Raw genomic sequence first — 22,710 nt, 5'->3', positions numbered from 1 at the left:
TTCATGTGCTGTTGATTGTCGGTGGGGAGCCGAATTGTGGAAAAAACGCTCTTTTCACCTTTATTAGATTTTTAGATTTGCCATTTTGGGCAATCGTTCAATTTTATCAGGATGTATTGGAGGGCGTGTGGTTAATTGTCGCCGGTGGATAATTAACTGATGCATGCTAAGTGTGTCGTATTCGCAACTCCCGGGGTTGAGTGTTGAATATTTATCTTCATGGCCCTTTCTTTAAGTTTGTGTTGTGTAAGTCGCTAAAATGTATTTGAAATTAAATAGGGCGTGGAGGATATGCTGGACGTCAGAAAAGCCCTGTGTACGCTCGGCAATATATCCGCGTTGATTAAATTAAAAATAGGTTCTCGAAAAGAAAGAAAACATCATTGAGGTATGGCGTTGCTGAAATGATTGTTGCTGTGACTATGAGGAGCTCGGAGTCAATCATATCCACCCCCCTTGCCACCCCCTTCCTCCCGTAGGAGGCTCCTGGGTGCAACCGCTAAATTAAATCGAGTTCTGCAGGGCGCGCCAAATATCGTCGGAGTCCGGGTAGGAGGTGCTGGAGCATTGCCGGTGTCGGTAGCGGGCCTTGACTGACCTGCAATCGGCCAGTCGATCAATGCTTGGTTCTGGTTGAATTGAGCCCTGATCGGCCGTGAGTGTTATTTCAAACCAAGCCGCTTCGCCAGTCGGTGCAGGTTAGCTACGTCCATATCCAGCATTCGAGCACAGGCAGACCATTTCCTTGCGCAATTATTCAGCGTGTTATCAATCAGCTGACGCTGGAAGTCATCCGTCGCATCCCGCAGACCTTGGTCAACGCCGAGGGAAGGAACATCCAGGACAACAGGCGGCGCCACCATCTGCTCGGGAACTTGATTGAAATGCTGTGCTTCAAGCAGTAGCTCGTCACTTTGCTGGGTCGCACGAGCAATGATCGTCGCCCGATAAACAGCGTGCTCCAGTTCGCGAACGTTTCCTGGCCACGTGTACTGCTTGAGCAACGACAGACAGTTGGCAGCCAAAGCCACCCGTTTCAATCCCATGCGTTCCCGGCTCTGCTCGCAGAAAAAACCCGCTAGCAACGTGATGTCCTGATCACGCTCGCGCAGGGGTGGTACATGTACAGGGAATACGCTTAAACGGTGGAACAGGTCTGCACGGAACCGATTGTTTAGCACCTCCTGCTTCAGATCACGATTGGTCGCGGCAAGTACCCGTACGTTGACCCGCAAGACGTTATCGTCACCAACCCGTTGCAGGTCGCCATATTGCAATACCCGTAACAGTTTTGCTTGCAGATTCAGTGACAGTTCACCGATTTCGTCGAGAAACAGTGTGCCGTTATCAGCCATTTCGAACTTGCCGGTGCGATGATGGATTGCACCGGTAAAAGCCCCTTTGACATGGCCGAACAACTCACTCTCAGCCACTGATTCCGGTAGCGCAGCGCAGTTCAGATAAATCACAGACTGACCGGCGCGTGATGAACCTTCATGTATGGCCTTGGCGACCAGTTCCTTGCCGACTCCTGTTTCTCCAGTGATCAAGACGTTCAGGTCGGAACCTGCCACCATTTCGATCTCTCTTTTCAACTGTCGCATGACTTCGCTGAGCCCGACCATTTCGGTGCCAGGTTTGCCCGCCGGGATATTGCTAATGGAAAGAGGCGTTATTGTCTGACTTTCCAGTTGCTCCACCAGCAATGCATTGGCCAAGGCAGCAGATGCGAGGGCTCCCACCACTCGCAGCTCTTCGTCGCTGAAGTGATCAAACTGTGCCGGGTCCATGCCATCGATCGTCAGCGCACCAATCAGTGTCTGGTCCGCGAACAACGGCAATCCGATGCAGGCATGCACTTTGAGGTCCTGCCGGCTCGGTATCAGTCCGTCATAGGGATCAGGCAAATGACTTTCTGCCGGAAAGCGCACCACGTCACCGGCGCGAGCGATGGCTTCCAGTCGCGGATGCGCATCAAGGCTGAAGCGACGTCCCAGAACATCCGGTGCCAGGCCGTCAATCGCCAGCGGACGGAACTGTCGCTGTTCATAACGCAACAAGGCAGAAGCGTCGCAACCCAGCAATTGGCGCAAGGTATTGATTAGACGTTGAAAGCGATCCTGATGGGAAATGCCGCTTTGCAACTGAATAGCGATGCGCGCCAAGGATTCAACGGACAGACTCATGTTTTGTCACTTTGACAATGATTAGTCATAAAGACAGTAAACGGGTAATGTCATATTGACAATAGTTGTTTTATTTGTCCTTTAAAATCAATGTCTTATTGTCTGGCACGAACATTGCCATCTTCGGTGTAGAACATCATTTTTTACCGAGGTAGGTTATGTCAATTCTCGTCAAGAACAACATCCATTGGGTCGGTCAGCGCGATTGGGAGGTGCGGGACTTTCATGGCACAGAATACAAATGCCACAAAGGTAGCAGTTACAATAGCTACCTGATCCGTGAAGAAAAGACCGTGCTGATTGATACGGTTGATCACAGGTTCAGCCGGGAGTTCATACAGAACCTGGCGATGGAAATCGACCTGAACACGCTGGACTATATCGTCATCAATCATGCCGAAGAGGACCATGCAGGGGCGCTGACAGAACTGATGTCGCTGCTCCCGAATACGCCGATCTATTGCACCGCCAATGGCGTGGATTCGATCAACGGTCATCACCATCATCCAGAGTGGAATTTCCACGTTGTACATACCGGCGACACCCTGGATGTCGGTAATGGCAAACAGCTGGTTTTCGTGGAAACTCCGATGCTGCATTGGCCGGACAGCATGATGACGTACATGACCGGTGATGCCGTATTGTTCAGTAATGACGCCTTTGGCCAACATTACTGTGACGAACACTTGTTTAATGATGAAGTGGATCAAAACGAACTGTTCGATCAGTGCCAACGCTACTATGCCAACATCCTCACGCCATTCAGTCGCCTGGTCATTCCTAAGATTACTGAGATCCTCGGGTTCAACCTGCCGGTCGATATGATTGCCACTGCGCATGGCGTGGTGTGGCGTGATAATCCGACGCAGATTGTACACCGCTATCTGGAATGGGCAGCGGATTATCAAGAGGACCGCATCACACTGTTCTACGACACCATGTCGAACAACACCCGCATGATGGCCGATGCCATCGCACAAGGCATTCACGAAGTTGATCCGGGTGTGGCGGTGAAGATTTTCAACGTCTCGCGCCACGACAAGAATGAGATTCTGACCAACGTGTTCCGCTCAAAAGGTGTTCTGGTGGGCTCGTCCACCATGAACAACGTCATGATGCCGAAAGTCGCCGCCCTGCTGGAGGAAATAACCGGGCTGCGTTTTCGTAACAAAAAGGCTTCGGCGTTTGGCAGTTACGGCTGGAATGGTGGGGCGGTAGACCGTATTCAGACACGCTTGATGGACGCTGGTTTTGAAACCACATTGACGCTCAAAGCCAAGTGGCGGCCAGACGGTGACTCGCTTGAGGTTTGCCGAGCTCATGGCCGCGAAATTGCTCGGCAATGGGCGCTGCAACCATCGACGCAAGCACAAGTCGCACGATCTGCCACCGCCGCAACTGCCCAGGCAGAACCAATCGCGGACAACGGCCCGCGCATGCAGTGTAGTGTCTGCCAATGGATTTACGACCCGGCGATCGGGGAACCAATGCAGGATGTGCAGGCCGGTACGGCCTGGTGTGATGTGCCTGATTACTTCCTTTGCCCGGAATGTTCACTGGGTAAATCGGTATTCGATGAGCTTGCTTCGGAGGCGAAATGAACAAGGAAATCGTCATTGTCGGCTCCGGCTTCGCTGCTCGTCAGGTGGTCAAGAACTTGCGCAGGCTCGATGCAGCGGTGCCCATTCGGCTGATCGCTGCAGACAGTTGCGATGAGTACAACAAGCCCGACCTGAGTCACGTCATCAGTCTCAATCAGACAGCGGACGACATGACTCGTCAGTCTGCGGCGGAGTTTGCCGAGATGTATCGGTTAACCCTGAATGCTGGTTGCCAGCTGACTGCAATTGATCGCGAAAACAAGCGTGTCAGCGCCGGCAGTGAAGCGTTCAGCTACGACAAACTGATTCTTGCCACGGGTGCGCAAGCCATCGTTCCGCCAATTCCCGGACGGGAGTGGATGGTGACTTTGAATAGTCAGCAAGAATACCGTCATGCACAACACGCTCTGAGAGCGGCAGAGCGTGTACTGATTCTGGGAGCCGGCTTGATTGGCAGTGAACTGGCAATGGATGTCAATCGTGCCGGAAAGCAAGTGGTACTGATGGATAAGTCCTGCAGCCTGCTGGCATCGTTGCTGCCTGTTGAGGTGAGTAGCCGCTTGCAGCATCGGTTATGCCAGATGGGGGTGGAAATGGTGTTCAACCAGGCTTTGGAATCCATTGAAAAGAGAGACGATAGCCTGTTGGCGACTTTGTCCAATGGTCGGCCAATCAACACCGATGTGATCATTGCCTCAATCGGATTGAAACCTGATACGACGTTAGCGGCGCAGGCTGGCCTACGGGTTGATCGTGGCATTGAAGTTGATGAACGCATGTGCACCTCTGACCCACACATATTTGCCGTTGGCGATTGCGCGCAAATCCAGGGCAAGCTGCTGCCGTTTCTACAACCCATTCAGTTAAGCGCCATGACCCTGGCGAGTAATGTGCTGGGTGGCGATGAGCAAGTGAAGTTCCCGGCGATGCTGGTGAAGATCAAGACCCCGGAAATGCAGCTGCATCTGGCCGGAGAAACCAACCGGAAGGACTTGCAATGGCAGATCAACCTTGAAGCACAGGGGCTGGTAGCCAAAGGGCTGGACATGGCAGGGCAGCTACGGGCGTTCGTCGTCAGTGAAGACCAAATGAAGCAGGCCTTTACATTACTACGGCAACTCTCGTTGTAAATAAAATCGGCAGGGCTCACCGGATCAACCAATCGAGCTGAGTGCTTTGTTCTTCCTAGACTTATTGTCGACGCCAAGTCTGCAATCGCCAGATCGGTTTTGAGTAATTGACGTTAGACCGTTTTGCCGAACAAAAGCCGGAGTTGTGTGATCGCGACTTGTATATCGTGCAACTCGGCCTTGACCTGCGTTGGCATGGTTTACTATCAAGAGTTGCCGAGCAAAATGCAGCTGTACCGCTTGATGTGGGCCTCGTCAGCCTTCGAAAACAGGAGAGCACAGTTCTAAGCCTAGGCTAGGCCGAACGGATTGCGTTTCGTGCCGGGAGTGGCAGAAGGCGCGGATGGAGCAGCAGGTTCTTGTTTGGTTCGGTGGGTTCCGAGTTTCATCATCACCCTAGCCGCTCAATTCCTCAATCGTTGAGCCCAGCGCAGCGCCATAAAGTTCTGTGTACTCATCGAACACGAGCCGCGCCCACTGGGTTTGGGAATGTATTGAGGTTGGGCGCGGTCAGGCGTTGCATCATGTTATTTACCGTTCTGGTAGGCTCACCGTTCGTAACGGCGGCGCGCGTTCGTCCAATTGGCTACGGATGTAATCCAGTAGCGCAGCTTGGAATCAACCCCTTTTGACCGTTGAAGTACTTTAAAAACAAGTCCAGAATTAAGTCTTTTCCTGCCCTGGCAAGAAAAGAAACCCTATAGATTTCAATGGGTCGGACGCCAGATACGAGTCTCGTTTCCCGCTCCAAGATTCAGAAAAAAGCCACTCAGATGAGTGGCTTTTTTTTGCCTGAAAAATGCCTTGGCGGCTAGATGCGCTAGGCGCTAAAGCATTTCCTCGGTGGATCATTCAGCTCGTTCAATCGTTAGGCATGTGCAACTGCACATCCATGGCATCATGCAGGAGTCGGATGATCTCGATCACGTCGTCGTTTGCCACACGATAGAACACGATATGCCGTGGGCTTTTGACCGTTCCATGGGTTTGTTTGGCCTGCTGGCGTGAATAGATGAGGTGATAGCTGAGAAGGCCCGATGCAAGCTCATCGCGGTCGTGGCTGCCAATGCGATGGGCGTGTCGGCGATAGCTTGTAATACGCAGAGGATCAGCGCCTGGTGGCGCTGGCGTGCTTGATCACCGAACTGCGTTTGCGAGAGCCTGAGGATGTCGACAATGTCGGCGCGCGCCGCGTTGGAAATCCGATATTGCGGCATGCTCAGTGTTTCTCGCGCGCGGGGAGGGTGGCCTCCTGGCTCAATCCCTCAAGGAAATGCTCCAGATTCCCTTCGTTCAACTGAGTAAAGCGCCCGTGCTCAAGATCCATGATTCCGATCGAGGTCGCCTGACGCAGGGCCTCAATTTTGGCGGTGTCTTCGGCGACGCGCTGTTCCAATAGTCGCAAACCTTCGCGCATCACTTCGCTGGCATTCTGATAACGGCCGGACTGCACCAGGTTCTGGATAACCTGTTCCTGGTGAGGGGTGAGCACAACGTTTCGCGTCGCCATAATGAGCTCCAGCTCTGGGCAAAGAGAATCTTTCGACTATTGGCATATTATGCCATTTTGCCCGCGGACGCATCGCTCGGGATTTGTATTTGACGAACTGTTCCGTGCTAGTCATCCGTTTGCACGGAAAAGCGCGCGAGCCCCTAGAGGTAGCCCTCAGTGGCGAATTATTGCGCGGCTTCAATGTTGAAATGCTGCAGCCGTAACCCCTTAAGGCCAGTACCGCCGGGGAGGATATGAAGCTTTGACTGCTCAGCGACAATTATGGCCAAACGTAATGTCTCTGACTTTGCGCAGCGACGGAGTGGACCGCTTCGACACCAGGTGGCCACCAGCGCGTCCGTGCGTTTCTCACAATTCATTTATCCGTGGGGCACTCATGGACTCGGTATTGCGCGCAGCCGCCATTTACCTCGTGTTGATGATTCTGTTCAAGATCGCCGGCAGGCGCTCCCTGGCGGAACTCACTACCTTCGACCTGGTGCTATTGATGGTGATCGGCTAGGCCACTCAGCAGGCGTTGCTGGGCGATGATTTTTTGTTGACCAACGTTGTCCTGGTCATTGTCACGTTGATCGCCATCGACATTGGTTTCTCGTTGGTCAAACAGCGCTCACGCTGTTTTTCTCGGGGGCTGGATGGGGCGGACCGACGATCGTGGCCGAAGACGGCCAAGTACTCGCTGAGCGCCTCAAGCATGCGCGGCTGGCAACGAAGTCGGACTGCGCATTCCCGCACTCGAGCCGGAACGCTACACCCGGGCAGGGGCTGCCCTGCGCCGCGCCAGCACATTACTGATGTGCGAAGCCAGCAGTCATAGTCTGCTATTGTTGATTTCTGATGGCAAACCTAATGATATCGATCAGTATGAGGGTAGTTATGGTGTAGAAGACATGCGCCAGGCAGTCACCGGAGCTAATTTACAAGGCATCTATTCCTTCTGTTTGACCATCCACAGGCAGGCAGCAAACTATCTGCCTGCGGTATTTGGCGCGTGTCAATCCGCCTTGTTGCCCAGACCGGAGTTGTTGCCCGGCGTGAAGGGGATCAAAAGGCTGGTGATGGGTTGAACCTCCACAATTCGCCTTCTCTTTGGAGAATCCTCTTATGCCTAAAGACAAGACCCCATCGTCGGTTGTTGCACAACAACTTCAGATGACGCTTTCGAGATGGGACGCTGAAGACCCATCAACAGCTTTTCCCACCCAAGGCACCCATGAGCTTCCTGAATTATCAAATACCGAGTTGGTTCACCTTCGTGTTCGTGTAATTGCTCTGGAAAATCTGGTTATCGCGTTGCTCGCCCAAGGGACGGATCAACAGCTTACGGTCGCGCGTGAAATGGCTGGCTACATTCGGCCTAGACCGGGTTTTACCCAGCACCCTTTGACGATTCATGCTGCATCCCAGATGGTCAACAGCGTCGACCGTGCAGTGAGATTTCGAAAGCTCTCGGAAATATGAACAATCATCCTCCATTCGGTATGCAAGGGACTATCCGCCAATGATCGAGGCCTGCTTCAGTTCGACAACGGCATTGGTGGGTGTAACGGCTTGTGGCTTGATGCGTGCAACCTTTGATCTGGCTCTGGATTTCTGTCGGATCCAGCGTCGTGGAGGCCTGCTCCCGGTTATTGAGCACCCGGCCTCGGTATATCAGGCCTACGTTAGAGAAGTGAGTCGCTGATTGGGTTGATCCGACCGCTTTGCTGATTGCGCACGTTGCCGATTGCGCGGCCGACCTTAGACCACTCTATAACCTTGGGGGGCTCTCTCTAGACCGCCAGATGGAATGAGACTACATAAATGAATCTACAGAAAACCAACGTCGGCGCTTATCGCTGGAAAGTAAGATGCGTCGTCCCACTTTCTGCCGTTTCTGTTCTGACGGTGTAGCCGGCCTCCCATCCACGCAACTCGTCCCAGAGGCGTATGCCCCGCCCTAAGAGGATCGGAGTAATGGCGACATGGAGCCGGTCGACAAGTCCGGCCTTGAGATAATCGCGAACCACGGTTGGCCCACCACCGATACGAACATCCTTCCCCTTTGCCGCATTAACGGCCCGCTGCAGCGCATCGGCCGGGTCCTCTGCGATGAAATGGAACGTCGTGCCTCCAGCCATCTCGATTGATGGACGCAGCGTATGTGTCAGGACGAAAACCGGGCAGTGAAAGGGTGGTTCGTCTCCCCACCATCCCTTCCAGTTCGGATCGTTGGGAAAGTTGTGAAGTCCGAACTTGCCTGCTCCCATGATCTCGGCGCCAATGTTGGCGAAGTAATCCTTCGCATACTCATCATCAACCCCGGTGGTGCCTTGGCCGCTGATATCCTTGAGCACGCGCTCCTGAAACGTTTTTGTTGCTACATAGGAGCCAACAAGGCGAGACCAATCGTTGCCGAACGGGTTTTCAGGTGTCTGGTCTGTCGTTGTTGCGAAACCATCGAGCGAGATCAGAAGATCGGCACGCACTGCCATTGAGTTGCTCCCTATTTATTGGTAATTGCTTTCATATTTGGATTCAACACTAGGCAAGTGATTTGTTTCTTAATCTGCACGGCCCGCCGCACATGGATCAAGTCCTGCACCATTGCTTTCAGCATAGTCCAGCCCTTGCTGCATAAGGACGAAACGTTACCGATGGTCAGGGTCAACGTGAGTAAAGGCTCGGGTGGTCAGGGGCTACTTCATTTACCACGCGGTGCCAGAAAACCTGAGACGTCTGGTGGTTTTCGTTCGGCGGTATGTCGCCTATGGCGGCAAGCCCTCAAACGTCGCAGCCAGCGTAATCGGCTTCAATGGTCACGCTACGGACGCCTTGCTGACCTCTACATACCTAGACCCAGAAATGCACATCCTTACCCTGAGGATCGCTTCGCGTCACACACCCGAGGCTGGAGCCGTATGCGGTAGTTCCGCACGTACGGATCTGTGCGGGGCTGGCGGGTAACTGCCATCCCTACCGCTACCCGAAAAGTGCTTTGGCGCTTCTGCGATTGTGCTTTGCCCGAAACGACTCGGCTTTCAGCGCCTGTTCCAGGGGGTCGTGGACGGGGCTGAGTTTGTTGAAGGTCGCGCACCGCTGGTACGTCGGCTGAGTAACTTCGGGCGCGCAGACCTATTTTCGAACGGTGTTTCTCGACAGCCCGGTACGCTTGGCTATCTGTGCAGCGAGAGTTTGTCGCGGAAGTATATCCGCCGGATTTTTCACAACTTTTCCGTGCTGATCACCTGTGTTCCTGCTCGGAAAGTGTGCAGAAGGTAACCGTTCACCAAACACATCTTCCCGATTCCGGCACTCAGGGCAATGATGCCAAATCAATCCAAAGTGGACACCTGAAATGCCCATACCGGCGCAGTCGGATTAGTTTTGGCCAAGGTCAGTTACCCCACCACGCGTTGCGAGGCGTGGTTGTCTGCGATAAAAGGCGTGAATAGCCCAAACCACCCCTACGAATAGCAACCCTGTCCCAAGCGCTTCCATAGGAGAGGGCCAGCGTTGGTTGATGAGCAGGCCCATCGTAGTTGCATAAATGGTTCCACTGGCGATCAATTGCCCGCTTAGCGCCAGAGGTAGACGCCGAGTTGCGATTGACCATGCCCAAGCACCTGCAAGGGTAGCCCCCAGCCCCTGAATTAACCCACAGACTATTAGAGCCTGAGTACCTGCTAACCCGCTCGGATGGCTAGCGAAGTGGGATAGTTTCAAGTACAGCCCCACTGGGATGAAGGCCAGCATTTCGACGCTGCACATGAAGATCAGCATGGCTGACCATAGCATGGGAGATATGCTTGGGCGTTGAGCCAAAGCACTTTCATTTAATAATCCAAAACCAGTCCAAAATCCAATTGCCATTAACGATGCGAGCAGCCCAAGCAGAATCGAATCGGTCGGGAGCACCACCGTTGAGCTGCTAAAATCAAACACGCTCAAGTTGACCAAGCTTATGCCCAAAGCCGCTACCAACAGCGGCCCGGCAATGGCGCGCCAGGGCACGCTGGAGCTTCGCATGTTGCCAGCAATAGCGAGCACGATCGGCACTGACCCCATCATTACCGGAGGAATCACCGGCCCAGCTGCCAAGACCGCAGTGGTGATCAGGAAGAAGTAGCCGATGTACCCTAAGAAACCCAGCAGTGCGGCACAGGCCCAGTCACTCAGTCGTAAACGCCGCACTTCGATACGGTAAAAAAAAAGCACGAGCAGGCTACCTAAACCGGCAAAGGCATAGCTCACCACAGCCAGATCAAAAAGGCTGTAATCGCCCACCAAACCCGGAAAAATGTAGAGCAGCGACCATGAAAAAGTGGCGGCAATGGCCGCCAATAAGCCTAAGGTCATACGTTCTGCTCCTGCTGGCCCTGCTTCGGGATCCAGCAATGAGCTACGTGTCGAGCGGTGTCGAATACCCGCACGTCCTGGCCCATGGCGCCACTGACAAAGCTGCCCTCCAGCAAGATAAACAGCCCTTCAGCGACTATGTCAGGGTCGCTTATACCGGCGCTCATGGCCAAGGCAGTAAGATTTTCCCGTATCCCTTGCTTGTGCCTGCTAACTGCCAAATGCACAGGGTGGCTAAACTGGGGAAATTCAGCCGCACTGTTGACGAACAGGCACCCGCGCTCGCTATCTTGCAAAAGAAAGCGTTGATACAAATCGAAAAAAGCGAGCATGCCACTGACCGGGTCAGGATGCCCTGCCAAGGTGCGCGCTACCTCTTCACGCCAGCGTCGGTCACGTTCCTCAAGGCAAGCCACTATCAGCGCATCCTTGGAAGGGAAATGGCTGTAGAGCGTCATCTTGGTGACACCCGCCATCGCGGCGATGGCCATCACACCAGTCATGTATATACCTTGTGACAGAAACAGCTTCAGCGCGGAATCAATCAAGCGTTCACGGGTATTGTCCAATTCAAGGCACTCCGGCATAGGGACGGAGCTGACTATACTGACCGGTAAGATTTTGGCGCGTCCAAATACGACCTGAATCATGGCCGCTACGACACAAGCAGCGTGCCTCCGGGCAGTGAATTGAGGATTTGGCCAATCAGGATGTTCGTTACGCAGCGATTAACGGGCGGCAGCGATCATAAGCTTGATCCAGTCAGCGCGACTGACTGGTCACGATGCGTATGCGTATCTGAAGGACGTTCTGACGCGTCTGCCGACGCAGCGGGCAAGTGAGATGAGTCGATTGTTACCCGATCAGTGGCGACCGGCGTAGTGGCAAACGGTGTGTCAATACAGGATCGTATCAGTTGATTTTCTTGGCTTTATGCAACAGATTCATGCCATGAACAGTTATTGTTTCCTTTTCGCACATTCAATTATTACCACCTTCCCCTAGGTGGTGGGACTGCGCACGTATGCCAAAACCCCGCCTCAGAAGCGGGGTTGTTCATTCCTGCCTCTGAGGTTCACCCAGGAGCACAGGAATGGCCACACTTACCCGAACTCTCAAAGAGACAATCGAGGCCGCTGATCGAGCCATCACAGCCGAAGACTTTGACGAACTGACGAAGTTTTATGCGGATGACGCCAGTCTCGTGGTCAAACCAGGAGTGACCGTCGCAGGCAAAGAGAGCATCCGCCGAGCTTTTGTCGCCATTGCGGAGCATTTCAACAACAGCATCGTTGTCACACAGGGGGAGATGCAGGTTATACAAGGAGGTGATGTGGCTCTCGTTATCATGGAGACCCTGCTACAGGCCACGGATCAAGCCGGTGTCAAAACTGAGATTTCGCGCAGGGCGACCTATGTGTTTCGAAAAATCTCGGAAAAGTGGCTATGCGTAGTGGACAACTCCTATGGGACGACGCTACTCGATAGCGACGTCGGATCGTAGGACATCAAACGGGTGGTGCCTACCCCTGTAAGTATGCTCCATCACCTACAAACGAAGGGTGGCAGTTTAGTTATCAGAAAGGTGTGTCTGCCAGACGCTTACAGCCAGATGGAGTCCATGCGGATCACAGAGCAGTCGGACAAAGTGGGCACATCCGTCAGAGTCTGAAGTTGGCTGCTTCGTCATGGATCAAGGGCGATCAATCCTGCTACACGTCGACTGTTATGACGAAGTGTTTTGCGCCCCTCGCGAAGGGCTCGGATGCATTCAAGCATATTTACTTTTCGCCTCCGTCTTCGGTTATGACTTGCAGACTGAAAGCGGACGTCAACGCTATCTGGAGGAGCGGTGTCACCTTTTCATTACGCTGACCAACACCCGGGAGGAGGCGAGGGATATGGAGAGACCTAAAGAAAAGCGCGGGGACTATCGATTTGGAGGAAGGGTTAAGGCTCTCCCGCTCAACTGAGGCTTAAGGCAGTCCAATCAGTGTGAGTAAAGGTGGCTAGCCGTGCTTATGCTGAACGTGCCGGGCACGAAGTCCCTTCACAGATAATTCATGATGAACCAGATGTCAGCATTCGCAGTTCCTGCGTTCAAGCCAGGATCGAGTATCCCGTTATTTCCTGTCGGCAAGACTCGAAAGTAGCGCGCTGTAAGGGGAATACTGAAGTTTCCTCCTGCTGCCGGGGACTCGCCAAGGACATAACTTTTGTTGAACTCCAACGGTTGTTGATTATCGCCAAGTATTTGCAGCCCCAAGCCTTTGGCAGTCGAGGTGCCATTGAGGTTGACGATACCCAGGCTGGCGTTCCAGGCCGGGCTGTTCGGAGTCGGAGCCAGGGTATAGGTGATCTTGTTGATCCCCTTGGGGCAGTTGTTGACCCTTATATTGAAATTGACCGGGGTGGATTGCGAACCATATTCCGGAAATGAACTGAGCTTGTGTTTGCCCATGTCGACGGACACGTCTGGCGTGTCGCAGGATTGCGCAACGATGGATGTGCTACTTGTCACGCTCATCGCCATAGGCGTGATGCTGTCGAAGTAGTAATAGCCAAAGATGCCCGAAGGAATCTTCAGCAGCTCGCCCTGAGTGTCGGCGATCTTTATCAGGCGTAGCGCGTGTTGGGTACCATTCCACCCCCAAGTGCTGGAGGGCCCTGAATCAATGTTGGGGTAGCCGCGTGCCGCGCGGCTGTTTAGATCGACGCGTATCCACTGCCAGGCGATGCCTGTATTGCCTATCGGGAATATGTTGTTGCCGGGTGTCGTAGTCCCAAGGCTGTTTTTGATGCCATAGGTATATCCCGATGGGCACGTATAGGAACTGTTTACGCCTTGCAAGGTTTTTGTCGGCGTTTCATAAAGTACCGTTCCATTGGGTGCATCCCGAGGCACCGATAGCGTCGGTGGAAAATCGAACTGCATGGTCGTCAGTCCGTGTCCTTTTACAAACGAACAGGCTGCCGCTGCTTTTTGGCTCGTTAAGGCCAAGAACACGATAGGTAGTATTATTTTTCCTGGATTCATTCAACACTTGCTCTGGGTGGATGCGGCGCTTCGCGGGGATCGATGTGAAGTTGAAGGTTGACGGGGGCTGGAACAGGATTATCTGGATTTGACGATAAAATCTGTCGCCGGCTTTTGGAATAGGAAGATTCCTATACGCCATGTCCGCAACACCGAACCGATCGGGTGGACGCGCCTGCGCTGGGGCCGGAATCGCTTGGACGGTGGCCCCGAGCTCTTTCACAACACTCAAGATCCCTCTGCCGCTGACGACATAGACCTTGATGACTCAAGCCAAGGAGCAGTCGCTATGGGCGTTAAAGAGGTAGTGATGGGCGTGTCGGTGTGGGTGGCCCTGAACGGGGCGTGCCAGGCTGAACCGGCGATAACCGAAGGCGTTATCCGTTTCACTGGGAGCATCGTCGAGCCGGGGTGCAGAACGGACATGAACCCCGATGTAGCGATCGAACTTATCGAATGCCCGCATGCTGCCCGCGGCACTACCCTCAATGTCACGCACATGGGCGGCCAGGGCAGTCATACGCCCGGTGTCTCGGCACGACTGACCGCAGACAGCGGACCGGACGAGTCTTATTACAATCAGCGCTACACCCTGGTGGACGCTGCCGGAAAGCCTGTGCTCAATGGTACCTGGCTCGTGACGCTGACGACGCCATAAGGCGCCGGTCAGGGCATGCATTTGAGCTCGACCCGCTCGTAGTTGAGGGCCTTGTCGCGCTCGGGCAGGGAGTAGCTCGCCTGGCATTGCTTGTCCGCCCATTTCATCGTGAGCGTGGCGCTCTGGTCCTGCACCAGGGCCAGGGCCTTGCCGGAAGGATCGGCCATCGCGATCTGTTTACCGCTTGAATCTTCCAGCACCGCGCCGAACGGCAGGTGCTTGTGCATGGCGTCAAACAACTCGAACTGAACTCGTCGACCGGTTTGCGAGGCGTAGCGCACCAGTACGGCTGCGCCGCGTCGTGGCACGACCTGTTGCGTGGCGTTCTCGATCTCGACATCGGCGCCCAGATCGCGAGTATCGAGACTGATCCAGTTCACCCGGTAGGGTTGGGTGTTGGGAATGACCGCAAAGCCGTTGCGGCCGGTTTCGGTTCCGCTGAAACTGCTGATCTTGACACCTCCGGGTACGTCGGGCACCTCGGCTAATGCAAACGTTTCACCCAGGGTCTGCCCGAGGTTGATCCCACCCGCATGGGCCACCACCGAGCCAGCGAGGTTCAGGTTCTGCGAGGTGTAGCCGCGCCCCTGGCTGTAGCCCGCGTTGATGTCCACGAAGGGTTCTCGAATGCTGATATTCGCCGATCCCGAATTGCCGCTGATGCTGTTGCCTGCCTGTACGGAATAATAAGTGTCGCTATTTTCCGATAGATAGCCGTTTACGCCCAGTTGGGTGCTGTCGCCGGATTTCTGGCTGGTGGCCGAGAGATACGCGCGGGGTGCCCGTGGTTTGGAGCCGAGGGGAAACGACAGCGACAGGTTCATCTGCGTATCGTTGTTCGAGGGGCCGAAACTTCCCACGTCCTGGGTGTGGGTCACCCCGAGGTTGTATGTCAGGTCACCCCAGTTATTGCTGTAGCCGGCGGACAAGCTCTGGGATCCGCCTTGTCCCCAATAACGCTGGTCGGTGGCGTTCAGGTAAAGGCTTCCGAATTGCTGGTTGCGGCCCAGGCTCTGGCTGACGGTCAGGTCCGTGCGGGTCTTGGAGTTACCGCGACGCTGTTCAGCGTAGCTCCGATCCTCGATATGTTCGGTCAGCGTGCGGTAACCCTCGGTCGAGTAACGGTAGGCGGCGAGGGTGAAGTTGGTGTTGGTGCCACTGAAGGTCTTGGCGTAGAGCATTCGCAGGCTATTGCCTTGCGTCGTGTAGTCGTGGGACTGGCTGGAGGAATGGGTCAGGTCGAACGACACGGCCCCCCAGGAAGTATTGCGACCCAGGCCAATGGACAGCGCTCTGAAGTTATCGGTGGCCTGTACGCCGACGACGCCGGTCGTGTTGCTGCTCAGGCCATAGGCCAGGGTACTGCTGAGCATTTGCGGCGATGCCAGGCCCTCGGCGTTGCTCTTGTACTGACCCGCCGAGACGCTGTAGTTGACCTGTCCCTGGCGCACCATGATCGGCAGGCTGGAGAAGGCCTGGAGGGTTTCACGACGTCGACCGTCCGCTTCGATGATCGTCACCTGGAGGTCACCGTTGGAGCCGCTGGGGTAGATATCGCTGATCTCGAAAGGACCTGGCGGCACGTTGGTGCTGTACAGGATGTAATCGTTCTGGCGAATCTCCACGGTGGCGTTGCTTTCTGCAACGCCTCTGATGATCGGCGCGTAGCCACGCTCGCTGTCGGCACGCATGCCCTCGTCGGAGCTCAACATCACCCCGCGGTACCTGACGCTGTCGAACAACTGCGAGTCGGAAAAAATGTCCCCCGCGCTGAATTGTCCCTTCAGGGCCGTGACGTCATGCTGCACATAGCTACGGTTGCTGGTGAACGTATTCGGCTGGCCGGTCTGGCTGCTGAAGTTGGATTCGTTGCGCAGCCTCCAGCCGCCAAGGTTGATGCCATTGCGCAAACCCAGGTTATTGGAAATCGTCGTGGCGCTGTCGGTGCTGTTGCGATTGCTGCTCAATTGGTAGTTGATGAACCCAACGGGCACCCCCGCGTCCCACAGCGCGGGATCGACATAACCGCGCATGCCTCGTTGCATGGCGATCTGCGGAATGGTGATCGACAGCCGCAGGCGACTGGGGTCGTAGTTGACGGTCGCCTGGTCGACCAGGGCCGGGAGGTCATGGCAGGCATCCGGTGCAGCGCCTTTGAGCCGGTCCGCCACTTCGGGCCGGTTCAGGTTGATTCCCAGTTGTTGCAAGGTTTCCAGGGTCAGGCAGGCTTCCACTTTTCCGGTTTTCGCAGAGCGTCGAAAATCGATATCGCGACGGCCGACCAGTACGTCGTTGCTGTAGACGTCCACCCGATAATTTCCTGGCAAAACGCTGTTGGCCGAGAGCAGCAGATCCAGGTCCACGGAGGAGGCTGCGCCTTGCAGGAATGAGGTATTGAACTGGCTGGCTTGAAAGGGTTCTGGAACTGCCGGGTCGCCAGCTTCTGCGAGCTGGGTCAGGCCTGCCAACATCGCCAGGTATAACGCGTTAAGACCAAAGTTAATGGACGGCGTCGTTTTTGTCGGGGAGTTGGAGTTGCTGCGTGGGAATAAAGACATGCCCAGCCCTATATCGCTACGGACGACAGAAGTTAAGGTTCGTTATTGAAATCGGAGAGCGTCGGGAACTGCTGCGAGTACGGCGATCGTTATTGCACTGCTTTTCCATTGACGGCCGATGCACTGGTGAAAGTCGCTGCATAGCGAACTTGCGCACCGTAATCGTTGATGCTGGAAAAGTTGACGCTCGAGTAGTTCGAATGTGTCGCTTGTTTAAGTGGGAGCGTTTTGGTCTCGCCAGGCGCAATCATCATGGAGTCCACCGGGTGTTCCGTGCTGGAGCCTGAACGAACGGCCACTTCCGACAATGAAACGTGATAGAGACTCGGATTGCTTATCGTCAATGTCGCATGGCCTTGCTGCTCGCCCAGTCGCCACGACAGTTGTTCAGGCGCCAGATACGCTTCTGACGCAAGGCCGACAGGGCGGAAGAACACCTTGATGCGCTGGCGTACCGCCAGTTGCAACGTGTTCGGCGTCTTGGCGGCCTGGGGGATCTCCTGAACATTGAGCCATACCACCGATTCCTTGTCGGTTGGCATGCCGGTGCCCTCATGGATAATCCGCAGCAGTTGCTGCTCCTTGGCCATGATCCTTGCCAGCGGCGGTGTTACGGCAAAAGGGACTGGCGCTTTCTCGGACTCGCCGTCGATCCAGGATTGAATCAGCAGGTCGTCACCATTGTTACGTACTTTAATGCTCACCTCTTTGTGCTCGGCGTCGAACACCAGGCGGGTCGCGCTCAGCGAGATGCCGGCGCTTGCCTGCGCTGCGAGCAGTGCGCAGTGCAAACCCACGCACAACGATAGGAAGTGTCGGTTAAACATGACTAGATGCCTGAAATTGAAAAGAAAGGCGGGACCGTGAAGTCCCGCGCAATGTCAGCCCCGTCCAGCCCTTACTCGTATTGCAGGGTGAACGGTAGGGTGGCGTCGCCGCGACCGGCTACGGCGGTCTTCGGATCGGCAGTCGTGACGTAGGCAGCGGAGAACTTCAGGGTCGCGCTGCCGTCCTGCAGGGTGTTTTCGATTCTTGCGGCAGTTGGGGAGCTCAGGTCAATCTGGTCGCCATTAGCATTCAGCAGGGCGATACCGATGTTTTTGGCTGCACCTATACCATCAGTCAGTTTGAGAACCTTGGTGCCGGTCACGATGCCCGACCCCGCGCCTTTGGTAGGCTCGAACAGCATCGCCACCTTGGTGCCGGCGTTGCAGTTGATCTTCATGTCGAAGTTCTCTGCACTCAACTTGCCGCTGCCTATTGGCGCTGAAGCGGTCCCCATGTCCTTGATGGACACTTCACCCATGGGTACCGAGATGGTTTTATTCAGGCCGGCACTTTCGATGGAGCAGGCATCGTTGTTGATGATGCCGCTGAAATTGATAGTGCCACTGCCGGCCGCGGTTGGAGTTACCGGATCAGCTGCAAACGATTGACCCGCGACGGCGAGCATTGAAAGTGTCAGCAGTGTCAGAGAAATATTCTTCATTTAAATATCCATATGTTGGAGATATGTTGCGTTCTAAACGCCGGGATAATTTAGTTTCTTGTCAGGGGACGAGCCATCAGACGATTCTGATTGATGTCAATGGGCTAGCGGTGAATGAGGTGTTTAGAGCGACGAGCGGGCCCGGGCCTTATACACAGGCCTTTAATGAGCGGATGTTGGAGGAGGTGGCGCGGAAGTTAAAAGTTATAGATGTGCCAAAATTGGCGTGAAGATGATTGTCAATTGAAAATATTGTTTTCCAGGCAATACGTCAGCAGATCCTGATCGCTGGAAACTTCAAGTTTACGCATGGCGGCGATTTTCTGGGTGCTGACGGTCTTCGCACTCCTGGACTGGCTTTTCGCAATCGCGGTGACGCTCAGCCCGGATACGAACAGGCGCAGAATCTCGAACTCCTTGGGCGATAGCCTCGACAGTCGTTTATCCAGGGCGACGTTCTGTTCTCTCACGCAATTGGTCAGGGGCTTTGCGCTCTTGAAAGGCCGCCCCTGGGCGATGGCCGTGAGTGCAAGCTGGATGTCGTCCTGCAACTGGTTCTTCTGGATGACACCGACCACGCCCAACTCATGGAGCCGTGTCAGGATCAGCGGGTTGGAGATCATCGTCAGCAACAGGATTTTCACCTGTGGGAAGTGGCGCCGCAGGTACTCCACCAGTTTGAGTCCGTCACCGTAGGGTGAATCGGCCGGCATGTTGAAATCCGTGATCACCAGGTCAACCGTCTGGTGTTGTAGAAGCGCTATCAGTCCATTTGAACAGACCGCCTCACCGACGACCCGGAAGCGGTCGTCGCGTTCTATCAGCTCACGTACGCCCAGCAATACGATGGGGTGATCATCCGCGATCACGACGTTGAGTGTGGCCATGTTGGCTATCCCTAATACGTTATTGAGTCATACCGTTACGACAGTGCGTCGAGCATCGCTCTCAATCGCCCAAGCATAGTCCCGATGTCGCTGGCCAGGTCAGGTGTGATGTGCCGGCCCTCCAACTGGTTCTCCAGATCGATGCAGGTTTGCGCCAGGTCGACCGCCTGCACGGCGCCCAGTGCCCCGGCCATGCTGTGCAGTTGCCGGGTCACTGCGGCGGCGTCGTTGCTTTGGAGCGAGGCATTGAGCGTGACGATATCCTGCTGCATCGTGCTGAAGAACAATTCCCTCATCTTCGCGGACAGCTGTAGGCGGTCGGCACCCTGCACCGTATTGGCCGCAGGTGGGGCCTGGTTGAACGGGGGCGGCTCGGCGAGCTTGCAGTGTTTCAATAGCTGCGTTCGCAGCGTGTGCAGGTTGAGCGGCTTTACCAGCCAGGCATTCATGCCGACCGCTGCGCAGCGTTCCCCCTCATCCCGCAGGGCATTGGCGGTCACGCCGATGATCGGCAGGTCCGGCTCGTTCCTGCGCAGCGCCTTGGCCAGTTCGTAGCCGTTCATCACCGGCATATTCACGTCGGTCAGCACCAGGTCGAATGACCCAGGCAGCCATTGATGCAGGGCCTGTTCGCCGTCTGCCGTAGCGACTACCGAGCAGCCCAGCGCTTCCAGTTGCTCCTTGATGATCGCCCGGTTGATCGGGTTGTCCTCGGCCACCAGGATGTTCAGGTCCAGGCGTCGTGGCGGCTTCATGGGCGATGGAAGTGTTCGCGAGTCGGTCCCCTGCTGGGCAAAACGGATTGCCCACGCCATCGCCCGGATATCGTACGCATCCACCGTCCACCCGGCGCGGGTGTACTCCGGTGGGTTAGGGCCGGCGGCCCTGGCGATTATCCGTGGGCCGGTCCAGGAGGACTCCTGGGACGAGGGCAGTACATCGAGCAATAGCGATGACGGGCAAGGCGGCCGTTCAGGGCTGACGATACGAGTTTCCTGGCCCAGTCGGTCAAGCCAGCTGCAGACATGCTGCGCCAGTTCAGGCGCGGGTGCCTGCACATAGACGAGCGGGGCGTGTGGACCGAATTCCGGGCAGTCGCCCAGATGGCCTTGGGCGCAGGCAAGCTTGAGCTGCAATGAAAAGCTGCTGCCCAGACCAGGTTCGCTGACCACTTTCAGTTCGCCGGCCATCAGCTCGCATAGCCACCGGCAGATCGCCAGGCCCAGGCCGGCGCCCGCTTCGCTGGACGCATCGCGAACCTGATAGAAGGGGTCGAACAGCTGGGCCTGTTGCGTTTGGGAGATACCAATGCCGGAGTCGCTGACCTGCCACAGCAGGCTGGCAACGTCGGCATTCTTGTCCAAGACTCGCAACCTCAGTACGACGCGTCCGTTGTCTGTGAACTTGATCGCATTGCTCACCAGATTGTTGAGAATCTGGCGGATTCGCAGCGGATCTCCCCGTACTTGGTCGGGAATGACGGGGTCGATGCAGGCGTAAAGCTGCAAGCCCTTGGCCTGGGCGAAAGCGCTGTAGGCCCGTAGGGTCTCTTCGGTCAGTTCCAGCGGGCAGAAGTCCTGGGTTTCGATGGTCATCTGCCCGGCTTCGATCTTCGACACGTCCAGTACGTCGCTGATCAATTGGAACAAGGTGGCCGACGAGCGCTGGATCGTGCGCAGGTATTCCTGCTGGCGGGGACCGAGGTTAGTCAGGCCCAGGAGTTCGAGTGTGCCCAGCACACCGTATAAAGGCGTGCGAATTTCATGGCTCATGGTCGCCAGGAAACGGGTTTTTGCCGCATTGGCGGAATCGGCGGCGTGCAGTGCCTGTTCCAGCGCCACAGCATCCTCGATGTGGCGGGTCACGTCGGTGAATGCGCAAATCCAGACCTCCTGCCCGTGATAGCGAGCCCCGACGAAACCCACATGCAGATGGCGACCGTCGATCTCCAGCTCCGTCTGGCCCGCACGAGTGAGCAGTTGCCTCTGCTCGAGCGCGGCGATCAGCTTGTCGCTTGGCTGCCATTGTTGAAGACTCTGGTTTTCCAGGAGGATCCGGTGATCGCTGCGGCGTATCACGCACAGGCCGGTGGGAGCGCTGTCGATGATCGCGCGACTGAAGGCCTCGCTTTCGGCAATGCTCTGATGGGCCTCATGGGCGGGCAAGACCACGCGGGTCTTGTACCAACGGTTGAAGGCCCAGCCACCGCTGATGCTTGCGAGCATCAGTGTCAACATGCCCAGCAGGGGCCACCAGGCATAGTCGATGAAGCTCTTGAAACCGACCACATAGACAGCTGTCCACGGCTGTTGCCCGTCGCTGGAAATCTTGAACACCAGGCCGTCGAGGCGAAAATTGAGCCCGTCCTTAAGGTCTTGCCCAGGCTTTTCGGGGCCTACCAGCAGGGCACCATTGGGGGCTATCAGGCTGAAGCGATCATAGATCGACCACTCCATGATGCGCTCGATCTCGTTGAGCTGGTTCAGGTTCAACAGCGAAGCCACCACCACCCACGGGCTGGCACCCCGGAGACCCGACTGGGCGGCCGGCATGTCGATGTTGATGTAGGCCAGAACGGTCGGTGGGGCGCTCTTGTCCGTTTCGGCGCTGTAGCGTACCCAGTGCACACGACTGTCCGCAGGCCGAGGGTTGTCCTCATGCAGCCGTCGCAATACCTGGTTCATGACCTGCTGGTAGGTGCCGCCCTGGATCTGGCCGACGCCGCGCAGGCGGCCGGCAGCGGGCACGGCGATATCGAAGTTGTCTGGCATGTTGAACAGGAACACTTGGGGCGACTGGTAATACGATGCCGACCAGAAGGCGCTGTAGTAGCTCGCCAGGTGGGCGCCCAAGCCGAAGACCCGATGGCGTTCGCCCGACTCTATGGTTGTCGGATTGATCTTCACGCTGAAGGGTAGGGAGAAAGACAGCTCCTGTCCTTTGTAGATGCCATCGCCTTCGTCTGGCAACGGCTCTTCGAGAAACATCTGCAGTTGCCCGGTATTCAGTGGCAATCCTTTTGCGCTTTGCCGGGCAATCGCGTTGAGGAAGGTGTCCTGTTCGCCGATATTTTCCATCAGCCTGGCGAAGTGAAATCGGACAGTATCGCGCTGCTCCTCAATCATGCGGTTCAAGCCCCAGGCACTGAGACCGATCAATAGCGACGCCAGACCGCTCAGCACGATCAGCCCTTTGTTCATCCTCAAGGAGCTGCTGGCCAGTTTCTGTAGAAGATCATCGGAATGGGTCATTGGGCCAACCTTTGAAGGGCGCTCGGAAATGTTCAGCGCAGCGCGACCTTGGACAAAATGAA

16 protein-coding genes and 5 pseudogenes are annotated in these 22,710 nt (G+C 55.7%); 8 read left to right on the top strand and 13 right to left on the bottom strand.

Features of this window, described 5'->3' with window-relative positions:
• Window positions 1-662 precede the first annotated feature (662 nt).
• Complete coding sequence (gene norR, locus LOY70_RS19055) at window positions 663-2,186, bottom strand: nitric oxide reductase transcriptional regulator NorR (RefSeq protein ID WP_265028895.1); 1,524 nt, start codon at window positions 2,184-2,186, stop codon at window positions 663-665.
• Window positions 2,187-2,344: 158 nt separating this feature from the next.
• Here norR and norV point away from each other — a divergent pair, with 158 nt between their 5' ends.
• Entirely contained in the window at window positions 2,345-3,787 is a 1,443-nt protein-coding gene (norV, locus tag LOY70_RS19050; RefSeq protein WP_265028894.1) for an anaerobic nitric oxide reductase flavorubredoxin, read from the top strand.
• Window positions 3,784-4,917, top strand: coding sequence for an NADH:flavorubredoxin reductase NorW (gene norW, locus LOY70_RS19045; protein ID WP_265028893.1), 1,134 nt, complete (start codon window positions 3,784-3,786; stop codon window positions 4,915-4,917). The genes norV and norW overlap by 4 nt, the downstream gene beginning before the upstream one ends.
• An 861-nt stretch (window positions 4,918-5,778) precedes the next feature.
• On the opposite strand, the pseudogene LOY70_RS19040 reads toward norW, so the two are convergent.
• Window positions 5,779-6,134, bottom strand: a pseudogene (locus LOY70_RS19040) (type II toxin-antitoxin system RelE/ParE family toxin).
• A 2-nt stretch (window positions 6,135-6,136) separates the two neighbouring features.
• The gene (locus LOY70_RS19035; protein WP_265028892.1) at window positions 6,137-6,427 is read right to left on the bottom strand and encodes a type II toxin-antitoxin system ParD family antitoxin; all 291 of its coding nucleotides are present in this window, start codon (window positions 6,425-6,427) and stop codon (window positions 6,137-6,139) included.
• A gap of 379 nt (window positions 6,428-6,806) precedes the next feature.
• Between LOY70_RS19035 and LOY70_RS19025 the strand changes: the two are divergent.
• The 3 genes and pseudogenes from LOY70_RS19025 to LOY70_RS19015 form a co-directional block, all read left to right on the top strand.
• A pseudogene (locus LOY70_RS19025) lies at window positions 6,807-7,135 on the top strand (DUF421 domain-containing protein); the annotation flags it as partial.
• 2 nt (window positions 7,136-7,137) lie between these two features.
• Window positions 7,138-7,497: pseudogene (locus tag LOY70_RS19020) on the top strand (hypothetical protein); the annotation flags it as partial.
• A 37-nt stretch (window positions 7,498-7,534) separates the two neighbouring features.
• Window positions 7,535-7,891 carry a hypothetical protein gene (locus tag LOY70_RS19015; RefSeq protein WP_265028891.1) on the top strand — a complete coding sequence of 119 codons (357 nt, stop codon included), beginning with the start codon at window positions 7,535-7,537 and terminating at the stop codon, window positions 7,889-7,891.
• A 371-nt stretch (window positions 7,892-8,262) separates the two neighbouring features.
• Here the strand turns inward: LOY70_RS19015 and LOY70_RS19010 are convergent, their stop codons facing one another.
• The 4 genes and pseudogenes from LOY70_RS19010 to LOY70_RS18995 all read right to left on the bottom strand — a co-directional run bounded on the left by LOY70_RS19010 (window position 8,263) and on the right by LOY70_RS18995 (window position 11,337).
• A complete protein-coding gene (locus LOY70_RS19010; RefSeq protein ID WP_265028890.1) occupies window positions 8,263-8,904 on the bottom strand; it encodes a dihydrofolate reductase family protein in 642 nt (213 codons plus the stop codon).
• A gap of 493 nt (window positions 8,905-9,397) precedes the next feature.
• Window positions 9,398-9,630: pseudogene (locus LOY70_RS19005) on the bottom strand (IS21 family transposase); the annotation flags it as partial.
• 160 nt (window positions 9,631-9,790) lie between these two features.
• On the bottom strand, window positions 9,791-10,768 hold the full coding sequence (locus LOY70_RS19000; protein WP_265028889.1) for a DMT family transporter: 978 nt from the start codon (window positions 10,766-10,768) through the stop codon (window positions 9,791-9,793).
• On the bottom strand, window positions 10,765-11,337 hold the full coding sequence (locus LOY70_RS18995; RefSeq protein WP_265028888.1) for a TetR/AcrR family transcriptional regulator: 573 nt from the start codon (window positions 11,335-11,337) through the stop codon (window positions 10,765-10,767). Before LOY70_RS18995 ends, LOY70_RS19000 begins: the two co-directional genes overlap by 4 nt.
• A gap of 163 nt (window positions 11,338-11,500) precedes the next feature.
• Here LOY70_RS18995 and LOY70_RS18990 point away from each other — a divergent pair.
• A pseudogene (locus tag LOY70_RS18990) lies at window positions 11,501-11,650 on the top strand (transposase domain-containing protein); the annotation flags it as partial.
• A 211-nt stretch (window positions 11,651-11,861) separates the two neighbouring features.
• Entirely contained in the window at window positions 11,862-12,272 is a 411-nt protein-coding gene (locus tag LOY70_RS18985) for a YybH family protein (protein WP_265028887.1), read from the top strand.
• Window positions 12,273-12,818: 546 nt separating this feature from the next.
• On the opposite strand, the gene LOY70_RS18980 is transcribed toward LOY70_RS18985, so the two are convergent.
• Window positions 12,819-13,805, bottom strand: coding sequence for a fimbrial protein (locus LOY70_RS18980; RefSeq protein WP_265028886.1), 987 nt, complete (start codon window positions 13,803-13,805; stop codon window positions 12,819-12,821).
• 289 nt (window positions 13,806-14,094) lie between these two features.
• On the opposite strand from LOY70_RS18980, the gene LOY70_RS18975 reads away from it, so the two are divergent.
• Entirely contained in the window at window positions 14,095-14,463 is a 369-nt protein-coding gene (locus LOY70_RS18975; RefSeq protein WP_265028885.1) for a type 1 fimbrial protein, read from the top strand.
• An 8-nt stretch (window positions 14,464-14,471) separates the two neighbouring features.
• Here the strand turns inward: LOY70_RS18975 and LOY70_RS18970 are convergent, their stop codons facing one another.
• From LOY70_RS18970 to LOY70_RS18950, 5 genes are all read right to left on the bottom strand, one after another.
• A complete protein-coding gene (locus tag LOY70_RS18970; protein ID WP_265038122.1) occupies window positions 14,472-16,934 on the bottom strand; it encodes a fimbria/pilus outer membrane usher protein in 2,463 nt (820 codons plus the stop codon).
• 176 nt (window positions 16,935-17,110) lie between these two features.
• A complete protein-coding gene (locus LOY70_RS18965) occupies window positions 17,111-17,848 on the bottom strand; it encodes a molecular chaperone (protein ID WP_265028884.1) in 738 nt (245 codons plus the stop codon).
• Between the two features lie 71 nt (window positions 17,849-17,919).
• Complete coding sequence (locus tag LOY70_RS18960; protein ID WP_265028883.1) at window positions 17,920-18,510, bottom strand: fimbrial protein; 591 nt, start codon at window positions 18,508-18,510, stop codon at window positions 17,920-17,922.
• Between the two features lie 239 nt (window positions 18,511-18,749).
• A complete protein-coding gene (locus tag LOY70_RS18955) occupies window positions 18,750-19,397 on the bottom strand; it encodes a response regulator (protein ID WP_265028882.1) in 648 nt (215 codons plus the stop codon).
• Between the two features lie 35 nt (window positions 19,398-19,432).
• The gene (locus LOY70_RS18950; RefSeq protein WP_265028881.1) at window positions 19,433-22,648 is read right to left on the bottom strand and encodes a hybrid sensor histidine kinase/response regulator; all 3,216 of its coding nucleotides are present in this window, start codon (window positions 22,646-22,648) and stop codon (window positions 19,433-19,435) included.
• Between the last annotated feature and the right edge of the window lie 62 nt (window positions 22,649-22,710).

Origin of the sequence: Pseudomonas sp. B21-054, from assembly GCF_026016345.1 — a bacterium.
In the GTDB taxonomy this organism is placed as follows: Bacteria; Pseudomonadota; Gammaproteobacteria; order Pseudomonadales; family Pseudomonadaceae; genus Aquipseudomonas.
The sequence above is the reverse complement of the archived record's forward strand: the minus strand, read 5'-3'. Positions and strand labels throughout refer to the sequence as shown.

Excerpts from the sequence above, each read along its gene's own strand:
- norR (WP_265028895.1), bottom strand. The coding sequence starts at position 2,186 with ATGAGTCTGTCCGTTGAATCCTTGGCGCGCATCGCTATTCAGTTGCAA.
- norV (WP_265028894.1), top strand. The coding sequence starts at position 2,345 with ATGTCAATTCTCGTCAAGAACAACATCCATTGGGTCGGTCAGCGCGAT.
- norW (WP_265028893.1), top strand. The coding sequence starts at position 3,784 with ATGAACAAGGAAATCGTCATTGTCGGCTCCGGCTTCGCTGCTCGTCAG.
- LOY70_RS19035 (WP_265028892.1), bottom strand. The coding sequence starts at position 6,427 with ATGGCGACGCGAAACGTTGTGCTCACCCCTCACCAGGAACAGGTTATC.
- LOY70_RS19015 (WP_265028891.1), top strand. The coding sequence starts at position 7,535 with ATGCCTAAAGACAAGACCCCATCGTCGGTTGTTGCACAACAACTTCAG.
- LOY70_RS19010 (WP_265028890.1), bottom strand. The coding sequence starts at position 8,904 with ATGGCAGTGCGTGCCGATCTTCTGATCTCGCTCGATGGTTTCGCAACA.
- LOY70_RS19000 (WP_265028889.1), bottom strand. The coding sequence starts at position 10,768 with ATGACCTTAGGCTTATTGGCGGCCATTGCCGCCACTTTTTCATGGTCG.
- LOY70_RS18985 (WP_265028887.1), top strand. The coding sequence starts at position 11,862 with ATGGCCACACTTACCCGAACTCTCAAAGAGACAATCGAGGCCGCTGAT.
- LOY70_RS18980 (WP_265028886.1), bottom strand. The coding sequence starts at position 13,805 with ATGAATCCAGGAAAAATAATACTACCTATCGTGTTCTTGGCCTTAACG.
- LOY70_RS18975 (WP_265028885.1), top strand. The coding sequence starts at position 14,095 with ATGGGCGTTAAAGAGGTAGTGATGGGCGTGTCGGTGTGGGTGGCCCTG.
- LOY70_RS18970 (WP_265038122.1), bottom strand. The coding sequence starts at position 16,934 with ATGTTGGCAGGCCTGACCCAGCTCGCAGAAGCTGGCGACCCGGCAGTT.
- LOY70_RS18965 (WP_265028884.1), bottom strand. The coding sequence starts at position 17,848 with ATGTTTAACCGACACTTCCTATCGTTGTGCGTGGGTTTGCACTGCGCA.
- LOY70_RS18960 (WP_265028883.1), bottom strand. The coding sequence starts at position 18,510 with ATGAAGAATATTTCTCTGACACTGCTGACACTTTCAATGCTCGCCGTC.
- LOY70_RS18955 (WP_265028882.1), bottom strand. The coding sequence starts at position 19,397 with ATGGCCACACTCAACGTCGTGATCGCGGATGATCACCCCATCGTATTG.
- LOY70_RS18950 (WP_265028881.1), bottom strand. The coding sequence starts at position 22,648 with ATGACCCATTCCGATGATCTTCTACAGAAACTGGCCAGCAGCTCCTTG.